At 43.7% G+C, this 19,962-nt stretch carries 23 protein-coding genes and 1 other annotated feature; of the genes, 8 read left to right on the top strand and 15 right to left on the bottom strand.

Annotation, left to right across the window (positions count from 1 at the left end):
• Positions 1–109 precede the first annotated feature (109 nt).
• The gene (locus tag CES79_RS02750; RefSeq protein ID WP_054656327.1) at positions 110–490 is read left to right on the top strand and encodes a winged helix-turn-helix transcriptional regulator; all 381 of its coding nucleotides are present in this window, start codon (positions 110–112) and stop codon (positions 488–490) included.
• Positions 491–585: 95 nt separating this feature from the next.
• Here CES79_RS02750 and CES79_RS02745 read toward each other — a convergent pair whose 3' ends face one another.
• Complete coding sequence (locus tag CES79_RS02745) at positions 586–1,131, bottom strand: TetR/AcrR family transcriptional regulator (RefSeq protein WP_054656326.1); 546 nt, start codon at positions 1,129–1,131, stop codon at positions 586–588.
• 299 nt (positions 1,132–1,430) lie between these two features.
• Here CES79_RS02745 and CES79_RS02740 point away from each other — a divergent pair, with 299 nt between their 5' ends.
• Both CES79_RS02740 and CES79_RS02735 read left to right on the top strand, forming a co-directional pair.
• The gene (locus CES79_RS02740) at positions 1,431–2,258 is read left to right on the top strand and encodes an undecaprenyl-diphosphate phosphatase (protein ID WP_089136236.1); all 828 of its coding nucleotides are present in this window, start codon (positions 1,431–1,433) and stop codon (positions 2,256–2,258) included.
• Positions 2,259–2,341: 83 nt separating this feature from the next.
• Positions 2,342–2,737 (top strand): iron-sulfur cluster biosynthesis family protein, encoded by a 396-nt coding sequence (locus tag CES79_RS02735; protein WP_054656325.1) that lies wholly within the window; start codon positions 2,342–2,344, stop codon positions 2,735–2,737.
• A gap of 82 nt (positions 2,738–2,819) precedes the next feature.
• Here CES79_RS02735 and CES79_RS02730 read toward each other — a convergent pair whose 3' ends face one another.
• From CES79_RS02730 to CES79_RS02705, 6 genes are all read right to left on the bottom strand, one after another.
• Positions 2,820–3,980: a MalY/PatB family protein gene (locus tag CES79_RS02730; RefSeq protein WP_089136235.1), complete on the bottom strand. Its 1,161-nt coding sequence runs from the start codon at positions 3,978–3,980 to the stop codon at positions 2,820–2,822.
• A complete protein-coding gene (locus tag CES79_RS02725; protein ID WP_054656324.1) occupies positions 3,977–4,828 on the bottom strand; it encodes a DUF3737 family protein in 852 nt (283 codons plus the stop codon). Before CES79_RS02725 ends, CES79_RS02730 begins: the two co-directional genes overlap by 4 nt.
• Before the next feature lie 426 nt (positions 4,829–5,254).
• Positions 5,255–5,956 (bottom strand): putative quinol monooxygenase, encoded by a 702-nt coding sequence (locus tag CES79_RS02720; protein ID WP_054656323.1) that lies wholly within the window; start codon positions 5,954–5,956, stop codon positions 5,255–5,257.
• Positions 5,957–5,995: 39 nt separating this feature from the next.
• Positions 5,996–6,325, bottom strand: coding sequence for a MarR family winged helix-turn-helix transcriptional regulator (locus CES79_RS02715; RefSeq protein ID WP_089136234.1), 330 nt, complete (start codon positions 6,323–6,325; stop codon positions 5,996–5,998).
• A 229-nt stretch (positions 6,326–6,554) separates the two neighbouring features.
• Positions 6,555–7,385, bottom strand: coding sequence for an SDR family NAD(P)-dependent oxidoreductase (locus CES79_RS02710; RefSeq protein ID WP_089136233.1), 831 nt, complete (start codon positions 7,383–7,385; stop codon positions 6,555–6,557).
• Positions 7,386–7,474: 89 nt separating this feature from the next.
• Positions 7,475–7,915, bottom strand: a complete 441-nt coding sequence (locus CES79_RS02705) for a MerR family transcriptional regulator (RefSeq protein ID WP_054656321.1) — start codon at positions 7,913–7,915, stop codon at positions 7,475–7,477.
• A 178-nt stretch (positions 7,916–8,093) separates the two neighbouring features.
• Positions 8,094–8,337: a binding site (T-box leader), on the top strand.
• Between the two features lie 56 nt (positions 8,338–8,393).
• On the opposite strand from CES79_RS02705, the gene asnA reads away from it, so the two are divergent.
• A complete protein-coding gene (gene asnA / locus CES79_RS02700) occupies positions 8,394–9,404 on the top strand; it encodes an aspartate--ammonia ligase (protein ID WP_054656320.1) in 1,011 nt (336 codons plus the stop codon).
• Positions 9,405–9,811: 407 nt separating this feature from the next.
• On the opposite strand, the gene arsC is transcribed toward asnA, so the two are convergent.
• A complete protein-coding gene (gene arsC / locus CES79_RS02695; RefSeq protein ID WP_089136232.1) occupies positions 9,812–10,222 on the bottom strand; it encodes an arsenate reductase (thioredoxin) in 411 nt (136 codons plus the stop codon).
• 140 nt (positions 10,223–10,362) lie between these two features.
• On the opposite strand from arsC, the gene CES79_RS02690 reads away from it, so the two are divergent.
• Positions 10,363–10,935: a TetR/AcrR family transcriptional regulator gene (locus CES79_RS02690; RefSeq protein WP_089136231.1), complete on the top strand. Its 573-nt coding sequence runs from the start codon at positions 10,363–10,365 to the stop codon at positions 10,933–10,935.
• Positions 10,936–11,040: 105 nt separating this feature from the next.
• Complete coding sequence (locus CES79_RS02685) at positions 11,041–12,054, top strand: amidohydrolase family protein (RefSeq protein WP_159459446.1); 1,014 nt, start codon at positions 11,041–11,043, stop codon at positions 12,052–12,054.
• Positions 12,055–12,141: 87 nt separating this feature from the next.
• Here CES79_RS02685 and CES79_RS02680 read toward each other — a convergent pair whose 3' ends face one another.
• Positions 12,142–12,780 carry a DUF421 domain-containing protein gene (locus CES79_RS02680; RefSeq protein ID WP_054656317.1) on the bottom strand — a complete coding sequence of 213 codons (639 nt, stop codon included), beginning with the start codon at positions 12,778–12,780 and terminating at the stop codon, positions 12,142–12,144.
• A gap of 1 nt (position 12,781) precedes the next feature.
• Entirely contained in the window at positions 12,782–13,240 is a 459-nt protein-coding gene (locus CES79_RS02675) for a DUF3290 family protein (protein ID WP_054656316.1), read from the bottom strand.
• 328 nt (positions 13,241–13,568) lie between these two features.
• On the opposite strand from CES79_RS02675, the gene glpK reads away from it, so the two are divergent.
• The gene (gene glpK / locus CES79_RS02670) at positions 13,569–15,074 is read left to right on the top strand and encodes a glycerol kinase GlpK (RefSeq protein ID WP_089136229.1); all 1,506 of its coding nucleotides are present in this window, start codon (positions 13,569–13,571) and stop codon (positions 15,072–15,074) included.
• Positions 15,075–15,258: 184 nt separating this feature from the next.
• Positions 15,259–16,362 (top strand): helix-turn-helix domain-containing protein, encoded by a 1,104-nt coding sequence (locus tag CES79_RS02665; RefSeq protein ID WP_089136228.1) that lies wholly within the window; start codon positions 15,259–15,261, stop codon positions 16,360–16,362.
• Between the two features lie 62 nt (positions 16,363–16,424).
• On the opposite strand, the gene CES79_RS02660 is transcribed toward CES79_RS02665, so the two are convergent.
• The 5 genes from CES79_RS02660 to CES79_RS02640 all read right to left on the bottom strand — a co-directional run bounded on the left by CES79_RS02660 (position 16,425) and on the right by CES79_RS02640 (position 19,889).
• Entirely contained in the window at positions 16,425–16,901 is a 477-nt protein-coding gene (locus tag CES79_RS02660) for a EutP/PduV family microcompartment system protein (RefSeq protein ID WP_054656313.1), read from the bottom strand.
• A gap of 107 nt (positions 16,902–17,008) precedes the next feature.
• A complete protein-coding gene (locus tag CES79_RS02655) occupies positions 17,009–17,719 on the bottom strand; it encodes an MIP/aquaporin family protein (protein ID WP_089136227.1) in 711 nt (236 codons plus the stop codon).
• Between the two features lie 44 nt (positions 17,720–17,763).
• Positions 17,764–18,546: a tyrosine-protein phosphatase gene (locus tag CES79_RS02650; protein WP_089136226.1), complete on the bottom strand. Its 783-nt coding sequence runs from the start codon at positions 18,544–18,546 to the stop codon at positions 17,764–17,766.
• Between the two features lie 3 nt (positions 18,547–18,549).
• Entirely contained in the window at positions 18,550–19,533 is a 984-nt protein-coding gene (locus tag CES79_RS02645) for an oxidoreductase (protein WP_089136225.1), read from the bottom strand.
• An 11-nt stretch (positions 19,534–19,544) separates the two neighbouring features.
• On the bottom strand, positions 19,545–19,889 hold the full coding sequence (locus tag CES79_RS02640) for a BMC domain-containing protein (RefSeq protein WP_054656309.1): 345 nt from the start codon (positions 19,887–19,889) through the stop codon (positions 19,545–19,547).
• Positions 19,890–19,962: the final 73 nt, after the last annotated feature.

Raw genomic sequence — 19,962 nt, 5'->3', positions numbered from 1 at the left:
CTGCAGTCGTTGCATAACGTACAAGAAACCATTATACTGATACCATTCAAAAGAACAATTACGCACTAAAAAGTGCTATACCCACTTTTTAGTGCCCATAGGAGGAAATATGGCAAAAACCTATAATATTGGCGTTGAAGCCACCATGGAAATTATTGGCGGTAAATGGAAAGCAATTATTTTATGCCATTTACGGCACGCTACGATGCGGACTAGTGAACTCAAACGGGCTATTCCGCAGATCACGCAAAAGATGCTGACCCAGCAGTTACGCGAACTGGAAGACGATGGCATCGTCAACCGTCACGTCTACGAACAAGTACCGCCCAAGGTTGAATACTCCCTCACTAAACGGGGCGAAAGTCTGAATAAGATTTTAAACCAGCTCTGCACTTGGGGTGAAGAAAACATTGACGAACGCCGCTCTGAGGGCGAATCCATTGAACTGCGCCACCGTGACGATGTGAACCTGACACCTAGTCAACAGTAAGACTATCGGTGTCGAACTCAAAAGAAAACGCGATTACTCTGATACCCGGAGTAATCGCGTTTTCTACTATAAAATTCTTATTTTCATCACTAAAGCTAAGACTGATTAATCTTCTCAACAACTTCAATTAGAAAGGCTTTCATTCTCAACCGGTCACTCTGATTAGTTAGGTCGATCTGCGACAAGATACCAAACGTACCTTCAAGCAGAAATGAACTGATCAGCATGGGATCGTGAGATTTTCTAATTTTATTAACGATCGGCGGCGCAGATTTATCAACCTGCGTAATCTGAGTCATCAGCCAATTTTGTAAAAGTCGCTGATTTTCAGCATAGTGCCGGTTATTCGAATTGACCCTCAAATGAGATAACACATCATAGTTATTCATGAAGAAGTCAGCAATTTCAGCAGCGGTATGTTCTGTTCGACCGTCGTTTTGCCACCCTTCCAAAATCTTATCAAGAACGGCCTCGGTCAGGTCAATTTTGTCATGAAAATAACGGTAAAAGGTACTGCGCTTTATAAATGCTGCTTCACAGATCTGAGTAACTTCGATGTTTTCAATCCGGTGAGTTTTTAATAAGGTCAGCATTGCCATCGTTATTTGATTACGAGTTCGCAAGCGTGCATATGAGACCATCATTTGACCCCCTTGGGTAATTTTATCCTCAAACTTTGTTAGTTAAATTTTATAACAAGCTATGTACAACTGTAAACGCTAACGTCTCCAAAATCACCATTATATTGGTACACTCATCATTATGTGCAATCAGTGTGAACAACAAATAATTTATGTATCTTTTATTCAAAAAATATAAACGTGGATAACACAGGTTTTCGTAACATTTACACAAACTTTACGCATTTCAAATACGGACTTTACAGCAGCCCCGTAAACTTAGTTAAAACAGAAAGTTACAACGGAGGAAATCTGTCATCGTGATTGAGATTATTCAAGCCATCATTTTAGGAATCATCGAAGGTGTCACCGAATTTTTACCAATTAGCTCCACTGGTCACCTTTATTTAGCCAATGAATTTGTCAAACTCAAGGAACCCACCGCGTTTATCAATATGTTTATGGTCGTCATACAACTCGGGGCTATTATGGCAGTTGTTGTCATTTATTTCAATAAATTGAACCCTTTATCTTTCAGCAAGACCGTATTTGAACGTCATCAGGTTTGGGTGCTATGGGCTAAAGTGATCGTTGCAGTGCTCCCATCAGTGATCATTGGGCTGCCACTGAATGATTGGCTGGACGCCCACCTAACTAGTTGGCAAGTCATTTCGGTAACGTTAATCGTTTATGGGGTGTTGTTTATCCTCATTGAAAAACTTAATCAGCATCGATTACCGCGGTATTCAGAGCTGACCCATTTACCCATGACAACCGCTCTTTTAATTGGTATTTTTCAAATTCTATCACTGATTCCCGGTACTTCCCGTTCCGGCGCAACCATTTTGGGTGCCATCCTAGTTGGCACCTCAAGATACGTGGCCACGGAGTTCTCATTCTTTTTAGCCATTCCTACCATGTTTGGCGCGTCTGGTCTAAAAATCGTCAAATACTTCATGCATGGCAACTCTTTTACCGGTATCCAATCGGCAGTGCTGTTAACTGGCGTACTGGTTTCCTTCATTGTGGCCTACCTGTCAATTAAGTTCCTTCTTGATTATATCAAACAAAACGACTTTAAAGTGTTTGGATGGTACCGAATTATTTTAGGCATCGTGGTTATTGCTTATTTTGGACTAGTTCACTAATCGTTCACTGCTGCATTGATCGTGCACAATTGATTTTGCCTTCCCCTCAGCGTACACTGCTAGCTAAAAGGAAGTGTTACCCAATGAATGAAATTACAATAACGCCCGCTGTCGTTGACCTGTTAAAGCACAAACAGCTGCTATCCAAAACCCTGTTGTTGATCACTGATGACGCCGGCGGTAAGTACTCACTTCAAGGTGGTGCCTGCAGTATCGGTACCAAGTTCACCATTGTGGTCTTAGATCAACCGGATGCTGAATATCACGTTGCGCTTAAAAACAATGCTGGTCTGTCACTTTATACCTCTGATTACGATGTCTACTTCTTAGGTCAGGGCTTGAAATTAGATTATCAAAAGGCCATGCTCAGCCTCACTAACAACGGTCAATTACTGGATAACAACGTCCAAATTGCTGACGGTAAGGCAATCTTAGCGGCCTTTAAACAAGGTATTTTCGTAAACAGTGGTAATTGCTAACTTAAATTTTAAGTAGATACACGCCAAAAGCCCATAGAACAGGCATCAAAATGCTTGTTCTATGGGCTTTTATTATCTGAATTTATTTAACTGCTAAGATTCCTTGCTTGAGACGGTTTAAACCATCCATCAGCCGTTCTTTAGGACAGGCAACGTTCATTCTTAAGAATTCTTGACCATCACCACCGTACACCGTACCGTCTGATAAGTACAGTCCAGTCTCCTGTCGAATAAATTGTTCAAGTTTGTCGGAAGCCATGCTAATTTCACTGGTATCCAGCCAGACCAGGTAAGTAGCATTGCCGGCAACGGCCTTCACGCCCGGCACATTTTCAGCCACAAACTTAGCAACGGTCTGTTTATTGTTTTCAATGTAAGCACGCATCTCGTGAACCCACTGATGTCCCTGAGTGTAGGCCGCAATCGAGGCTGGAATCGCAAATGAATTAGGTTCGGCCAGTTCATCCGTATTGAGCCCCCGCTCCACAATTGCATGTAACGCTGCGTTAGGAATAATCACCGTAGCGGCGTGCAAGGCTGCCACGTTAAAGGTCTTGCTGGGCGACACCGCAGTCACACTATTTTGTTCATTGGTTTTATTCACTGACGCAAATGGCGTGTAACCCTTATCCGGTGCCGTAATATCACCATGAATTTCATCTGATAAGACCACCACATGGTGCTTAGCTGCCAGTTCACCGATCCGTGCTAGGGTTTCCGAAGACCAGATCATGCCAACTGGATTATGCGGATTACATAGGATCATCAAAGTCGTCAATGGTTCGGCCATTTTGGCTTCCAGATCGTCCCAGTCAATGTGATAAGTCTCTTGATCATCCAAAACGAGGTCACTAGAAAGGACGTGCCGACCGTTATTTAAAATAGAGTTGTAGAAAATATTGTACACGGGGGCTTGGATCAACACGTTGTCGCCAACGTTGGTTAACCGTCTGACTGATGACGAAATCGTGGGCACTACACCAGTTGAAAAAATCATCCAATCGGTATCTGGCCGCCAGTTATGTTCACTGGCATACCAGCCTTGGACAGCATCAAAATAGTCCTGTGGCACTTCTTCATAGCCGAAGATGCCACTTTTAGCCCGTTTCTGAATGGCATCCGTGATTGCAGGAAGCGTGCGAAAGTCCATATCGGCCACCCACATCGGCAGTTCGTTATCCTTAACGTCCCACTTCACTGAATTAGTATGCCGCCGATCAATTAATTCTGAAAAATCTGTCATGCCGATTGTCCCCCTACGTTAATTTTAATCGCTGACTTGTCAATGTCCGGGTCATCTTGAATGACCTTGCCGATTGCTGGTGCGTTGATCACGCCACTAATCGGGTTTTTCACGCTATCGATCGTGGTGGTCACATCCGCGTTAATAGCCGTACAATATTCAAACGCCAAATCAGTATTCACTAATGAACAGTTCTCCAAGGTCAAATCGTCCACGTAACACAGTCCCTGGTCACTTTCAATCCAGCAGTTCACAAACCGAATGTGCTTGGTATTCCAGGCGAGATATTCGCCAACCAAAGTTGAATCGTACACGGTGACATTATCGCAATTCCAAAAGGCATCGTGGGTCTCAAAGGTGGAATTGTGCACTTCAATGTTCTTACTGCCGTCAAAGGCATAGTTACCGCTTAATTTTAGATGGTCAACGACAATGTTTTCACAGTTTTTGCCAAAATAATCACCGGTGGCCGTAATGTGATCTAGCTTAACATCGTTGCACCACCACAGGGTTTCAGCCGCGTTACTCATGGTGATATTTGACAACTGAGAGTGACTCATATGACGGAACGTTTTGGTGGCTTCCACCATCACGTTATCCATTGTCAGGTTCTTGGTGTACCAAATACCGGCATGGGCTTCTAGCTTGATAGTACTTTGGGTCACGTTAATGTTGTCGGCATACCACAGCGGATATTTCCACTTGAAAATATTATGTTCAATGTTCAGATTTTTGCTGTGCTTTAACGGTGATTCACCGTTTTGAAACGTACTGTTTTTAATGTTGAGGTCGTGGGCTTTAAATAGCGCTCGTTCACCTTCAAAGACTTCCTGGTTGATTTCTTTCACAATAGTATCCTTCCAAATTCTTGTCGTATAGTTATAGTTTAGTTTTAAACCTTGATGATGTCTAATATCCATTAGAGGATCAATTTTAAAATTGTCATGAATCAATCATACAACTTAAAGTCCACTCGAAGCCAAGGAAAAGTTCGGTTTTCCTCAATGGAAACATTTTTAAGCTATCAAAAGAGGCCGTGACATAAGTCTATATTGGTAAGTATTTTAACTGTCTTCTTAACTGAAAATAGCAAAAAAATGATCATTTGTTCAATACTTCAATATAGTCTAATCGTGTTCTAAAACTCAGATTCCGGCCATTTAACTCAAAAAAGCCTGTTCCGACAAAGTTCGCCGGAACAGGCTTTTTTGAGTTAAATTCTGGAATCTACCGAGTTTTATCACACACTCTTTAAAAATCTATCAAAATTGTGATTAACCTGCAGCGTAAACCTTATGCACATTGATTCGCATTGGCATGGCAGCCATTAAACTGATGATATGATCATGATTTTCATCAATGGTATCATCATCGAAGTGACGTTTGAATGACGCTGCATCCTTGTAGAACTCAAGCGCGTATAAGGTATCGGGATCATCCTTTGGTCGGCACATGATCCAATCCGTTGGACCATCGGGATCCTTTGAAGTCGGGTCATCAACGGTCTTCATGTAATGCAGCTTGTTGGTGAGTTCAAATAATTCGTCACCCTTACCAGGCTTGGCTTGAAACTTTAACATGGTCGCTGGTTGTGAAAGATCAATGTCCGCGAAACTGCCTTTTTGCGTGTTGGAATAGACCGGGTAAACAAAACTCCGCATTGGGGCGCCACCCATGACACCGATAATATCATCGTGGTTTTCGTCAATCACTGGGTCGCTAAAGTGACGATTCATTGAGTCATCATCCTTGTAAAATTCCATTGCCCACAAAACATCTGAATCATCATCCGGTCGGCATAGAATCCAATCAGTTGGGCCATCCGGATCTTTTTGCGTTGGGTCAGCCAACGTCTTCATGTAATGTAATTTATTGGTGAGTTCAAATAAATCATTACCCTTACCAGGTTGTGCTTGAAATTTCAAAACGGTACCAGGTTGAGTCGTTTTAGCCAGTTCTTTAATGTTTTCAGTCATGTTAATTGCCTCCAAATATTGGTTTGTAATTGTGTGTGTTTATGCGTTTCTAACAGCGAGTTTCTTTAAAATTCGAATGTAGTCTTTAGCGTCTTCTTCGCCTAAATAGTCAACTAAATCAATCAAATCATTATATCGATTCTGACTTAGTTCAGTGACTTTTTGCTTACCAAGATCAGTTAACGCAAAGATAAATTTGCGTTTGTCTGCCGGGTTGATGGTTCTGGTAATAAGCTGTTTGGCTTCTAAATGTTTTAATACAGTGGATACCCGCGCAACGGTAATATTGAAACGCTGACTAATTTCACGGGGCGTCGCGTTGTCCGGGTGCTCACCAAGATAGGTCAAAATGAAGTTTTCGGTACCCATAAAGGCCTGTGATCTTTTTGCAGACGGATTGTTTTTCTGTGATGCGATAGTTGCTAGCAGCTGGTCAGCTAATTGTTTGGAATTAAATGCGATATGACCGCCCTCTTTCTTAATGAAGTTGATATTAAACCCTATTAAATAAAATAGCAAGTGAAATTTGGCAATAAATTTAAAACGTGTGCTGATTGCCTATATATCAGCAATCAGCACACGTTCAATTTTAAAATTCTTATTTATTTCGGGTCAAACGGTGCACAATCAGACTGATACCCTCATGAAAAACACCTGGGTGATTTCGCGCGAAACGTGACACCATTCTGTCCGTTAAAGAGAAGTAATAGCGTCGCTTCGGATGCCGATCCGTGGCTGCCCGGTAGAAGACCTTCGCCAAATCTTCGGAAGTCGCTTCGGAATTAGTCAGCATCCCATTAAGCAGCTTCCGCGTGCCTTCTACTAATGCTGTATAGGGTGAATTTGGCGTTAAATTATGAAGCGCATTGTCAACTGCAATATCCGTCCAAGCTGATTGAGTACCACCGGGTTCAATGATCACTGAACGCAAGCCAAACTGGCGAATTTCGGTATCCAGTACATCTGACCAAACGTTCAAGCCGCGTTTAGTGACGTAGTACCAACCACCCAGCGGTGAGTAGATATCGCCACCAATTGAAGAATTATTGATGATTCGGCCAGTACCCTGCTGCCGCATCTGCGGTAAAACTAATTTGGTTAGTTCAGAAGCACCGACTAGATTAGTATCTAATTGCTTATGAACCTTATCAACACCAACTTCTTCCAGTGGTCCAAATTCACCGTAGCCAGCGTTGTTGAGCAATACATCTACCCGCAGCCCATCTGCCAGGGAAGCTTCAACAAACTGTTCGCGAGAATCGGCATCCGTCACATCTAACCGCATTGGGTGAATTCCTGCACCCGTTGGAATTTTTTCAACCCGCCGAGCACCGGCATAAACTTTCCAGCCATGGCCGGCAAATAATTTTGTAGCAGCGTAACCCATACCACTTGAGGCACCGGTAATAAATACGACCCGCTTTGACATACCTAACGCTTCCTTCCAAATTGAAACCGCTTTTAAGTTATACTTTAAAGCTTTATTTTAAGAAATACAATCATTATCAGCAACCATGATCAGCCCCGAACACGCTGATCAGTTGCCTGCCAAGTTTCTGGATTCAGTCGATCACTGTCATGATCTGCCAGATCTTCTTGATACATCTGCACTTTTTGATTTAAGAATTTCATCCGTTGCTGGGCAGCTTCTAATTGGCGCTTGGCATCTTGCTGCTGCGCTAAAACGATCTGGTAGCGTTCAGTAATCGTACTTTCGCCTTCTAGACACATACTGACGTATTTCTTTAACTGTTTGATCGACATCCCCGTATTTCGGAAACACAGATCCATTCTTAACCAGTTAACGGCATCTTCATCAAATAGCCGCTGGTTTTGAGCGTTACGTTTCACGGCTGGCACTAGTCCCTGATCGGTGTAATAGCGCACGGTGTACGCGGTTATGTTTAATAATTTAGCAACGTCTTTTACTAACAATTCCGTCTTGGTTTCTCTGATCATCTTAACCGCCCCTTCTCGTTCACAGATCCATCTGAAAGCTAATCTTAAACTTTTAATTTAAATCCTACAAGTTAATTTTCTACTACTAATGCCAGCCGCTATGAGACTAGCATTTCAAAAAAAGTTTCAAAATTCAGTTTACAAATTATGAAAAGATGATAAGATACTGATTAGAGATTAAAAAACGTAGGAAAGACAAGTAAGTTAAGTCAACCTGTCAGTGAGTTGGGAAATGGTGTGAACCCAATCAGTGTTTGGCTTTTCTGAATAACACTTTCTCAGTTGCGGGCTGAACCAGTATGAAGTAAGCCTCGCCGTCACCGAAACGTTACCATCGGAGCGTATGTTTGTACGTGTGAGGTGGCTTATCTACGGATAGGCAACTTGGGTGGTACCGCGAAATGAAGTCTTTCGTCCCTTGATTATGGGATAGAAGACTTCTTTTTTTATCCCAAATCTAATCTAGAGGAGCGGTATCATGCATTTAATTATTCCAAAATCTTATGAACCAAAGTTGACGGTTCGCGAAACTCAAACGGCAATCAGATACATTCGGGAAACTTTCCAGGATGAATTCCGTAAGCAATTAAACCTGTCACGGGTCTCAACCCCCATGTTTGTTGAAAAGAAGACTGGTCTTAACGATAACTTGAACGGTGTTGAAAAGCCCGTTTCATTTACCATGAAAGACATGGGCGACGAACCAATTGAAATCGTCCATTCACTGGCAAAGTGGAAGCGAGTTGCTTTGAAGCGCTACGGTTTCAAGCTTCACGAAGGCCTCTATACCAACATGAACGCCATCCGTAAAGACGAGGCATTGGATAACTTCCACTCCGCTTACGTCGATCAATGGGACTGGGAGAAGATCATTACCAAAGATGAACGGACTGTTGATACGTTAAAAGCCACTGTCCGTCAGATCTTCAAAGTTATCAAGCACATGGAACACGAAGTCTGGTACAAGTTCCCACAATCCGTTTATCATTTACCAGATGAAATTCACTTTGTCACCACGCAGGAACTTGAAGACCGTTGGCCAGACAAAACACCGATGGAACGCGAAGATTTGATTGCTAAAGAACTTGGCTGCGTCTTCATCATGCAAATTGGTGGTGCCTTAAAGCGGAGCGGCAAGCGTCATGACGGCCGTGCCCCTGACTATGATGACTGGAAATTAAACGGTGATATCATCTTCTGGTACGAACCACTCAACCAAAAGATTGAAATCTCCAGCATGGGTATCCGGGTCGATGCTGAATCCATGAAGAAACAACTCAAGATTGCCGGCGCTGAAGACCGTTTGAAATTACCATATCACCAAATGGTCCTCAACGAAGAAGTCCCTTACACCATTGGCGGCGGCATTGGTCAATCACGGCTGTGCATGCTGTTATTAGGTAAGGTCCACGTTGGTGAAGTGCAAGCCTCACTCTGGCCTCAAGATATGATTGATAAGTGTGAAGCGGCAGGGATACATCTGCTGTAAGATGTGGAATCAGGCGGTTAGAGACTGGAACCTAAGTCTCTGCCTGCTGGAACCCGTTTCGACTATATAAAATGAAAAGAATCAAAAACTGATTTGCCATTAAAAGTGTACCCTCAGAAGTCATAATCAACTTCTAAGGGTACATTTTTATGCTTTAAATTATGAGCTTCCGCCCATTCCGTTTCGCGAAACCGGCCACTCGTCGTGGGGTCGCTCCGGAGCTAGCCCCCGCGCTTCGCTTGTGGCGGATCTCCTCCGTCTCCCGTAGTTATAGGCAAGCAAAAAACACTTGCCAACAACTACTCTCACCACGATTGGCCAGTTTCGCTCCACTTCATTTACATTAGTCCATTATTACTACCAAACTTGCTGGTTGCTGTCGCAAATGATTCTATATCAAGAAATCGTTACTGCAACATTTTGCTTTTCTCAATCCGTGTCCGAATCTCATCTCTCACCTGACGAAACGCACGCAGTTTAGTTTCCTCATCCCCCACAGCCTGTGCTGGATCTGGTAGTGGCCAGTGAACTCGGTGAACCTGTGGTGGCGTTACTGGGCACCTATCCCGCGCATCTCCGCACAGCGTCACAACCACATCACAGTGAGTTAAATAGTCTGGATCAATCAGCTTTGAATACTGCTGTGAAATGTCGATACCAATTTCTGCCATGACTTGGACCGCCATTGGGTTTAACCCATGTTGCTCAACGCCTGCACTGCGAATCTCCCATTCAGAACTCAGCAGCGCCCGGCCTAAGCCCTCAGCCATTTGACTGCGGCAGGCATTACCGGTACACAGAAAATAAATACGCTTCATTAATGTCACTTCCGTTCGTTGGTCTTGCTCCAAATTATACAGTGAATGCTAATTCAAAACCAGATAGCGTTTTTTTCGGCTATATATTACGTTATACTATAGGAAACAATTCCATCTCAATCCACCAGCGAGGTGATTTTATGAGTCAGGTCAAACTGCAAGCAGCCTACTATCATAAACCGGATAAACGCTTGCGCGAAACACAAGCTAAATTAATGACGGCACTGCGCGAATTTTTTAAAACTGGACAAACTTTCGACACGATTCAAGTCACTGCCCTCTGTCAGTCAGCCCATATCGCGCGACAAACCTTTTATCGCCACTACACCACCATTGGTGAAGTGATCGAACTAGACATCGCCTGGGTAGCTAACAGCTTCCTAGAACAGACTGATAAGATCCATGATTCAACGCGCTCTGCCCCACGACTGATGGTGGACTTGATCGACCAAAACCGGGTCTCATTTGCCATGATTTTTTGGAGCCATACAGAACAGCCCGTCATTGAATATCTCATCCGCGACATGCGACGGGTCAATGCCATGCGGTCAACGAATAACCCGCCAGCGGTATTCGCCATCGAATTATACGCCCGCATGCTGATCAATTTCGTCCAGCTCATGCTTAATCATTCTGAGCTTAGTCGAGATGACTTACTTAAATTGTATCAGCAGCTGATTCCAGCCCCGGAAACCATTTTTCACAATGAATAATTTAATTATCTGTGACATAACACCCTATTTTGACAACAAAGTAGGGTGTTGTTTTTTTAACTGACCGTCTACAATAGGAACCAATAAATGCGGGAGGTAATTCACATGAAATTTATTACGCTAGAAGAACACTGGGAATCACAACGGGTCAACGACGCAGCTAAGCCTTACATGCCTGCTCCGGTTAATCCCCATAAGAATCCGGACGATCACAGTATCGAACGGTTTATGGCGAAAACCCAACGTGATAATACCGAACTGACAAGTGTTGGGGAAAAGCGCTTATCATTCATGGACGACAACGACATTCAAATGCAAATTCTAGGTTACGGTGACGATTCACCACAGAACTTAGATCCAAAGATTGCCATTGATCTTTGTAAGATGGCTAACGATGACATGGCAGACGCCATTGCCACTAACCCGACCCGTTTCGGTGGCTGGGCAGCCTTACCAGTTGGTGACCCCGAAGCCGCAGCCGCTGAGCTGGAACGGGCGGTTAAGGAAAAGGGCTTAAACGGCGCCATGATCCATGGTTACTACGACGGCAAATTCTTTGACGATCCAATGTATGAACCAATTTTGGCTAAGGCTGAAGAACTGGATGTACCGCTCTACTTCCATCCCGTCTTCATTCCTCAAGAAATCAGCGAACACTACTACGAAGGCAAGGGCTGGTCAGAACTAACTGCCTTCACCTTTGCCGGCGCTGGCTGGGGCTGGCACGAAGACCTGGGTGTTCAAATGATCCGGTTGATCTTAGCTGGTGTGTTTGACCGTCATCCAAAGCTAAAGATCATCACTGGTCACTGGGGCGAAATGGTACCCAACTTCTTGGAACGGATGGATCAAACCATTGGCCTGACTGTTAACTTGGACCGCAGCATCAGCGAAACTTACCGGGATAACTTCTACATCACCCCAAGTGGCATGTTCTTCCCAGCCCAACTGCAGCTGGACATGACTGAAATGGGTGCTGACCACTTGATGTACTCACTGGACTACCCATACAACCACCCCAAGGATTCTGCCAAATTCTTGACCGACTCTGATTTAAGCAAAGAAGATCAAGAAAAGATTGCTTATGGGAACGCTGCTAAAATGCTCCATTTAAAGTAATTACCGACAATAAATTACATCATGACAAAATACCACCCGATCACTAACCAGCTGGTTAACGATCGGGTGGTATTTTGTCATGATTTTTCACGCTTTTCGATATCCTGAGATGACTAACTGATTATTGCGGAATTCGGCTAAATAAACGTCCTTCACACTATCAACGCCTTGCCGTCTCAGGTTCTCATCTAACCAGTCGACATCCTTGCCCATCAGATCCAGCACGTCCATATCCACGGTGCCATCCGTGATCACTGGGAACTTGACGTTGGTATCGCCCTGATGGATCACCGTCAGCGCACCGGACTGTTCCAAAATGGCCCGCTTGACTAAGGAAACATCGACCACCCCAGCCGTCCGTAATTTAAGCGCCACGTCCTTAGCCGATAAATTAGCTTTCAAACAATTATCCACCAGTATCTCACCGTTGCGAATGATCGTCACCGGTTCACCGTTCAGGAACTTCTGCACGCGCTGACTGTGAATCGTCAGGTACCGCATGATCAGGATCATTAACGACCAGATCAAAAGCACCATGATGAACTGAATCAACGTCATGTTGGGATTGAACAGTACCCCGCCGACAATGCCACCAAGCACGTAGTTTTGCACCTGATCCATGGCGGAAACGGGTGCCAAATTCGTCTTGCCCATCAGGTTGATCAGCACCACGATAAACAGGAAACCGACAAATAACTTAACCAAGATATCCCCGTATGTAAACATATTAATCACCTACCACTTTAATTTTTGTCTGGTTCATCTGGACTGATAGTTTTTCAGTAATAAAACTGGCCGAATCGCTGTTATAGAGTACCCGATAGTACTGATGAGTTTTCGCGTTTCGAATCAGCATCTGGTCGTTCACCGCTGTGGCGTTAGTCTGCAAATTTTGCGGTGCAACATGATTACGTTTAGCGACCGTTTTGAGAACCCCCACCACTGTGGAAGTTTTGCTCTGATTAGCGCGCAGTGTGGAATACGACTGGAACTGAAAGCCAATCACTAACGCACTAGCCATCAGTAAAATAACTGAGAGATCACGATACTTAACTAACGTCCGGTTACGCAGGTACCGGAACAGGACAAAGAACGCCGTCAGCAATAGCACGATAATCAGTCCAATTCTCAATGCTGTGCCAGAATAGTTTTGATGTGTTAAATAACCATAAGTATAAAAGGTCATTCCCCCGCCTCCTAAAATAATTTCTGCAACCATCGTATCACGAGGACGGCATCATTTAACAATAAATCTAAAAAAGCGCTTCCAATGTAAAAAATTGCGTTAACATTTAGTTGATGGCAAAATAGTGCGGTTAAATTAGCACTTTACGAACAAAAATTACTAATATTTAAATAAGCTTCGATACTATCTTGTTTTACGGTGTTATTTTAGTCTTTTTTTAACAGGTTTATGTACATTGCTCATTAAAATACTTTATCAATATGGTATCCTTGTTTGTAGACTATTTTCACTAAATAACGAGTGAACATCCTGGAAGGAGGACTTAACGATGACTGATCGTTATATCCTGTCGTTAGATGTTGGTACGTCGAACGTTTCAGCAACTTTACTGGATCATGACTGTAACAGCGTCTCCACAGAACAAAAGCCAATTACGCACTTTTCTCCTCATCCCGGCTGGTCCGAGGAAGATCCTGAGGAGATCTGGCGCAACCTATTATCCTGCATCACTAATATTTTAATTATGGGCAAAATAAAGCCCGTCAACATTGCGGGTATCGGTATTTCAAATCAGCGTGAAACGACCATCATTTGGAACCGGCACACCGGCAAACCGATTCACCGTGCGCTGGTGTGGGAATCGCGGCAGACGGAAGACATTGCTAAAAAACTGATCAGCAGCGGTTATTCCAATATGATCCACGAAAAAACCGGTCTCTTCATCGATTCCTATTTCTCAGCTACCAAAATCACTTGGCTATTGTCAAACGTGGAGGGTGCCCAGCGTCAAGCCGAACAAGGTGACCTTTTGTTTGGCACTTTGGATACGTGGATCATTTGGAAGTTAACTAACGGTCACGTCCATGTTACGGACTACACCAACGCTAGCCGGACCATGTTGTTTAACATTGAAACGCTGGAATGGGATCAAGATCTTTTGACCCTGTTTAACATTCCTAAAGAACTGCTGCCTGAGGTAAAGTCCAACTCAGAGATTTACGGCTACACTGATGAAAAGACGTTCTTTAATGCCAAAATTCCAATTGCCGGTATTGCTGGCGATCAGCAGGCCGCCCTCTTTGGTCGCTTCTGTACCAACCCTGGTGACGTGGTCGGTACGTATGGCACTGGCGCTTTCATCATCATGAATACTGGCTCGGACATTAAGCTCTCTGATCGTAATCTGCTGTCCACCATCGCCTATGGGATCGATGGCAAGGTGACCTACGCCCTTGAAGGCAGTATCTTTGTCGCCGGTGCCGCCATGGAGTGGCTAAAAAACGGCCTGGAAATGATCGATAATATCGAAGACGCTGCTTCAATGGCTGATCAGTCAGCCGATGACGGACGACTCTACGTGGTTCCGGCTTTTACCGGTCTCAGCGCGCCGTACTGGGATCCCAACGCCAATGGTGCGTCCTTTGGCATCACTCAAAAAACCACCAAGTATGACTATATTCGGGCAACGCTGGAATCAATTGCGTATCAGACCACTGATATCATTTATAGTATGAAAAATGACACTAAACTTGATGTTCGCAATCTTTACGTTAACGGCGGTGTTTCAACCAATAACTACCTGATTCAATTTCAATCTAATATCTCCGGTATCGATATTTATCGTCAAAATACTTCCGATGCGGATCTACGGGGTGTCGGCTTCCTAACCGGGCTAGCAGTTGGCTTTTGGGACGACCTCGATGAGATCAAGCGTCATTCAGGACAGGGCAAACTGTTTACCCCTGAAATGCCGCAAACGCGCAGACGCAAGCTTTACCGTGGTTGGCAGCGTGCAATCCGGGCCGTTAGAGAATACACAAATGATATAGATTAGACAAAATGCTACTTTTATTTGTGATTTGTGTAACAAATCGTCTTAATTCGCAAAATAGTGTTACTGATTACTAAATAATATTAGTAATATTTTGCAATAACATTTTTTTGCAATCCATTAGTACATTTTTCTGCTATAGTTAATTGTGTAAGCGATTTATTAATCAGATTACGGGGGGTAAACAATGAAAGAGGTTCTTTTGGATAAGCCTTCACTCTCCCAATATAGGAGTCTAGGCAGTTATTTACAGTCGTTTTCAGATATTACTCAAATCGATGCCCTATACTATAGTCTTTCGGGGGTTTTAGTGCACCACGATCACGTCTATACAGATGAAAAACAGATTCAGTTGCAATTAGACATCCACGAATTTATTAATTACACCATTTTTCCCGTAATCTTAGACTATAAATTTTCCGGCTTCATCCTGTGTAATTCTGCAAAGATCTCACAGCAACGGGTGAAATTATCTAAAGATTACATTACCAATATCTTTGAAGAAGTCTTTGATAGTGAGCCCGAGCACGGCGTTCATACCAGCGTTCTTGATTCGCTGAACACTCAGGAATTCAACCACATTAATTACCTCAGTATCCTGTTGAAAATATCGCCGCAGTACCATAACTTTGATGAAACGAATCCTAATCCAGTGGCAGAACACCTGGAAAATGATTATACCGAGTCCTTTACCAGTTTAAAAAAGGCCAATGCCTACGTGGTCAAAAACATTACGAAACCATTGTCATTAAATGAGGTTTCTAACCGCGTTTACTTATCGCCATCATACCTTAGCCGATTATTTAAAAAGTACCTCAACATTACGTTTATCGACTATATCAACCACCTTAAGATTGCTAAGGCCAAGGAGCTTTTAGCCCTGTCAACGCGGCCAGTAAACATTATCGCAAACGACGTTGGTTTTTCTCAAACCAGCTACTTTACCAAAACGTTCAAAAAAATGGCGGGCACAACGCCATCATTATTCAGACGGCGTCACGCGGCCACCACTAAAATCTTCACGATTCCCCACGTCGTTAGCTGGAGCGAAGACGATACCGTGTTCGACGTTTCCAAACGCTACTTTAAAGATAAAAAAATTGATTTCTTTTACCAAACGGCAAACGACTTTTTGTACGTCAACAGTATCGACGGCCTAACCGATTCAACCGAAAATCGGGGCTGGCTGTTCACCGTTGACGGCAATCAGCCAACTGAATCAGCCAATCAAATTAAGATTGACAGTATTGCAGAGATTCAGTGGATCTATACGGACCTAGGTCGTCTATAACTTAAAAGATAAAAAACGAAGGCTAATTTCCGTTCAGAAAATTAGCTTTCGTTTTTTATCTTTTATTGCTTAACATCCCAATCTTTGGACGTTAAGTGCGCATGAATCTGCTGTGACAATTGGTCAATATTGGTGGCCTTTAAAGCCGATACCGGAACAATTGTTGTGGCACCCGCGCGCTTCAACTGACCAGCTACACGCTGAAAATCCGCTGACTTGGTATCATTATCGATCAAGTCGATCTTATTAACGACCCCGATTGCCGGACTGCTGAACATGGTGGAGAAGCCTTCAGGAAAAATCAGCCGGCTATCGTTGACCGCTTGAATAATCACGATCACACTGGCTTCCATTCCGGTAGTAGCAATGTTGGTGTACATTCTCCGGTGTTCAATGAACTCACCTGGCGTATCAATGTAGTCTTGAATATATTCAATTGATTGCGTCTTATTGTAATGGTACGTCTGGTCCGTTAAGCGCTGAATAAGGGAAGTCTTACCGCACCCAATCGGACCTACAAACATTGGTCGTTTACCCATTTTTCTGCCTCCAAATAATGACGTTTATATAGATAATAATAAATGCATCCACAGTTAATGTGAATGCATTTTTTAAACCTAATTCTGTAAATAAGTGATATAAATTGCTATTTAGTTAAAGAAACTTCGAGTAATGAGGCAATAATACCACCAACAAGTGGTCCGCACATTGGAACCCATGCATATTCCCAGTGTGTGCGCCCACGGTTAGGAACAGGCAAAACCGTGTATGCAAACCGTGGACCCCAGTCACGAGCTGGGTTCAAGGCGAATCCGGTAGTACTACCAAGAGCAGTACCAACGACGGTAATGACTAACCCAACAATCAGCGGCTTGAGACCTTGAGTAAAGTTACCCAAGTTCAGGAGGATAAAAACAAAGAAGAACGTTGCAATAACTTCTGATAAGAAGTTCCAGATTGGTGCGTTGATTGCAGGTACAGTAGCGAAGATCCCGACTTGGTTACCTTCCTCTTCCGTCTTAGTTGCCTTAAAGTGCGGATAAAAGTGAACTATCACAATTGCCGCCCCAACAAAGGCGCCTAAAAATTGTCCCAGAAGATAAGGAATAACTAAGCTCCACTTAAACAATCCAGCACAAGCAAAACCAATTGTTACTGCAGGGTTAAGGTGTCCGTCAGACCCCAAAACACCAGCAGTATAAACACCCATGGTTACAGCCAGACCCCAGGAAAGAGATACATACAGCCAGTTTGCACCTTGAGCATAAGCTTTGTTCAAGTTAAAACTGGCACCGGTACCTGCACCAAGTGTAATCAGGACCATTGTCCCGAAAAACTCTCCAATAAAACCATTCATGTTTTCACCACGTTTCTTAGTCTAGTTACTAATCCAACAACTAATCATTTTAAAAATGCATCGCATATCGCGTTGATATCAGAGTCACTAAGTCCGATCTCATCTTTAATAAAAGCGGTCATACCACCGAATTCGTAGTTGATCAGCGACAGCGGTTGTTCAATGTAATCCAAACTGACAACAGCTAAATCATGTATAGAAGTCACAAAACACTGTCCTAGCTGCTTACTTTTAGCTTCTTGCATCCGCGAGTTGATACGGTCTTTCGAAGCGGGATTGCTGTCTAGGTAATCCTGCAGGTTCCGCTGAGGATTCACTCCCAGTACTGCCAAAAGCAAATAGCTGCAGATGCCTGTCCGATCCTTTCCAGCTGAGCAGTGAAATAAAATCCCGCCGTCAGCTCGATGATCAAGGATTGCTTGAAAGAATGCACGATAGCCACAAATTGCGTGCGGATCAATTACCATCCTCCGATATGATTGCAACATACGCTCGTAGCCATACTCCGAATCGCGAGCGTATCGAGTATTAATTTCATCCAATGTCGACGTACTAGCCGTGACATCGTCGGGAAAAATAGGAACTTTAAGATAGTTAAATTCAGAGGATATCTTATCGGGATAAGTCGTCACCTCATCTGGTGAACGCAGATCAATGATCGTTTTCACCCCATAATTTAACAGGTTTTGATTCCCCGTCTCGTTAATATCCGATAAGTACCCAGCACGAATCAATTTATGGTTAATAATTTTTCGATTGTCCCGGCCCAAGATACCACCTAGGTCACGCACGTTAAATGCGCCAGGGACCGTCAACAAATTCACCATGCCTTACAACCCCAATTTTTTAACCCAATTTGGATCATCTATCAGTGCAGATGCAACACCAGCCAAGTCAGCCTGGTTCAGTGCATCAGTTAAAGTGTCGACTGAGTTGATCCCGCCAACCGTAATAATCGGACAGTGGACCACCTTAGAGAACATCTTGACGACGTTAGTCACTTCAGGCAATACAAAAGCAGATTGCTTATAGTTCTTTAACGATAAGCTCAAATAATCAATTCCGAGGTGGCTCAGCACTGCTGCTAAACCAATCGTGTCACTTAATGATATCCCCTCGGCTTGGTGTTCTTCTGGGCTTAAACGATAGCCAACCACAAAGTTTGGTGATAACGACTTAGCTAACTTAACCAGCTTGGTCACTAAGATAGTTGCAAACCGTAAGCGGCCAACCAAGTTAACACCGAACTGATCACGTCGGTGGTTGGACATTGGTGACAGGAACTGCTGAAGCAAGAACGAACTTGCCCCGTGCAATTCAACGCCATCAAACCCAGCCTTATAGGCCCGATCCGTCGCGGATAAGAAGTCCTTAATGATGCGGTTAATGCCATCTTCATCAAGGGCGGTCGGCTTTGGAAAGTCACCATAACCGGCAGCAACCGCGCTTGGCGCCACGATTGGTGTATCCGTGGTCGCCTTGGTCGTCATTCGACCGGCGTGAACTAACTGCAAGATGGCCTTAGAACCATCACCGTGAATCGTTGCCGCTAGCTTCGTTAATCCCGGAATATCTGCATCCCGCGAAACACTCAACGAGTGCTTCCCAGGTTTGCCGTCCTGCGAAACGTACGCAGAACCGACAACGTCCAAACCAACGTCACGTGACCGGCCACGATGAAAAGTGATTGCGCGTTGACTAACCCGGCCATCAGACAGTGCGTTCTGCATATCGAGTGGCGCAAGCACGATGCGATTTTGTAATTCTAATTTGTTACTAATTTTAAACGGTTTCAAAATGGGCGATATGTCCATGCTAATCACTCCTAAGTTTTAGTAATGTTAGGTGTATCAAAGCCTAACATATCACCAAGTGTTGCAATCACTTGCTTTAGAGCCGACTCGACTTCAGATACTTCACCTACAATCACAACTGAACCGCTAAACCGATCAATGAAGCCCAGTTTAACATTGCCAGTCTTAGTGGCAATATCCCCAGCAATGATAGAGGTTTCAGCAGGGGTAATGGTCAAGATACCAAGTGCATTTTTAGGTGTTTGAATCCCAAGTTTTTCATAAATATCTGGGGTAGGATTAGCAATAATGTGCGCTAACGTCACCTGCTTACCTGGAACATATTCCTGAATCGTACGTTGAATGTCTCTAGCCAAGGTAACACCCCCTTTTTAAAGTCCTGCGATGCTCATCACATCTCTTGCAATAACAAGCTCTTCATTAGTTGGA

This window comes from Secundilactobacillus silagei JCM 19001 (genome assembly GCF_002217945.1).
Lineage (GTDB): Bacteria > Bacillota > Bacilli > Lactobacillales > Lactobacillaceae > Secundilactobacillus > Secundilactobacillus silagei.
This window is presented reverse-complemented; position numbering and strand designations above follow the sequence as displayed.

Coding starts and splice junctions, on each gene's coding strand:
- CES79_RS02750 (WP_054656327.1), top strand. CDS start 110: ATGGCAAAAACCTATAATATTGGCGTTGAAGCCACCATGGAAATTATT.
- CES79_RS02745 (WP_054656326.1), bottom strand. CDS start 1,131: ATGGTCTCATATGCACGCTTGCGAACTCGTAATCAAATAACGATGGCA.
- CES79_RS02735 (WP_054656325.1), top strand. CDS start 2,342: ATGAATGAAATTACAATAACGCCCGCTGTCGTTGACCTGTTAAAGCAC.
- CES79_RS02730 (WP_089136235.1), bottom strand. CDS start 3,980: ATGACAGATTTTTCAGAATTAATTGATCGGCGGCATACTAATTCAGTG.
- CES79_RS02720 (WP_054656323.1), bottom strand. CDS start 5,956: ATGACTGAAAACATTAAAGAACTGGCTAAAACGACTCAACCTGGTACC.
- CES79_RS02715 (WP_089136234.1), bottom strand. CDS start 6,325: ATGGGTACCGAAAACTTCATTTTGACCTATCTTGGTGAGCACCCGGAC.
- CES79_RS02710 (WP_089136233.1), bottom strand. CDS start 7,385: ATGTCAAAGCGGGTCGTATTTATTACCGGTGCCTCAAGTGGTATGGGT.
- CES79_RS02705 (WP_054656321.1), bottom strand. CDS start 7,915: ATGATCAGAGAAACCAAGACGGAATTGTTAGTAAAAGACGTTGCTAAA.
- asnA (WP_054656320.1), top strand. CDS start 8,394: ATGCATTTAATTATTCCAAAATCTTATGAACCAAAGTTGACGGTTCGC.
- arsC (WP_089136232.1), bottom strand. CDS start 10,222: ATGAAGCGTATTTATTTTCTGTGTACCGGTAATGCCTGCCGCAGTCAA.
- CES79_RS02690 (WP_089136231.1), top strand. CDS start 10,363: ATGAGTCAGGTCAAACTGCAAGCAGCCTACTATCATAAACCGGATAAA.
- CES79_RS02685 (WP_159459446.1), top strand. CDS start 11,041: ATGAAATTTATTACGCTAGAAGAACACTGGGAATCACAACGGGTCAAC.
- CES79_RS02680 (WP_054656317.1), bottom strand. CDS start 12,780: ATGTTTACATACGGGGATATCTTGGTTAAGTTATTTGTCGGTTTCCTG.
- CES79_RS02675 (WP_054656316.1), bottom strand. CDS start 13,240: ATGACCTTTTATACTTATGGTTATTTAACACATCAAAACTATTCTGGC.
- glpK (WP_089136229.1), top strand. CDS start 13,569: ATGACTGATCGTTATATCCTGTCGTTAGATGTTGGTACGTCGAACGTT.
- CES79_RS02665 (WP_089136228.1), top strand. CDS start 15,259: ATGAAAGAGGTTCTTTTGGATAAGCCTTCACTCTCCCAATATAGGAGT.
- CES79_RS02660 (WP_054656313.1), bottom strand. CDS start 16,901: ATGGGTAAACGACCAATGTTTGTAGGTCCGATTGGGTGCGGTAAGACT.
- CES79_RS02655 (WP_089136227.1), bottom strand. CDS start 17,719: ATGAATGGTTTTATTGGAGAGTTTTTCGGGACAATGGTCCTGATTACA.
- CES79_RS02650 (WP_089136226.1), bottom strand. CDS start 18,546: ATGGTGAATTTGTTGACGGTCCCTGGCGCATTTAACGTGCGTGACCTA.
- CES79_RS02645 (WP_089136225.1), bottom strand. CDS start 19,533: ATGGACATATCGCCCATTTTGAAACCGTTTAAAATTAGTAACAAATTA.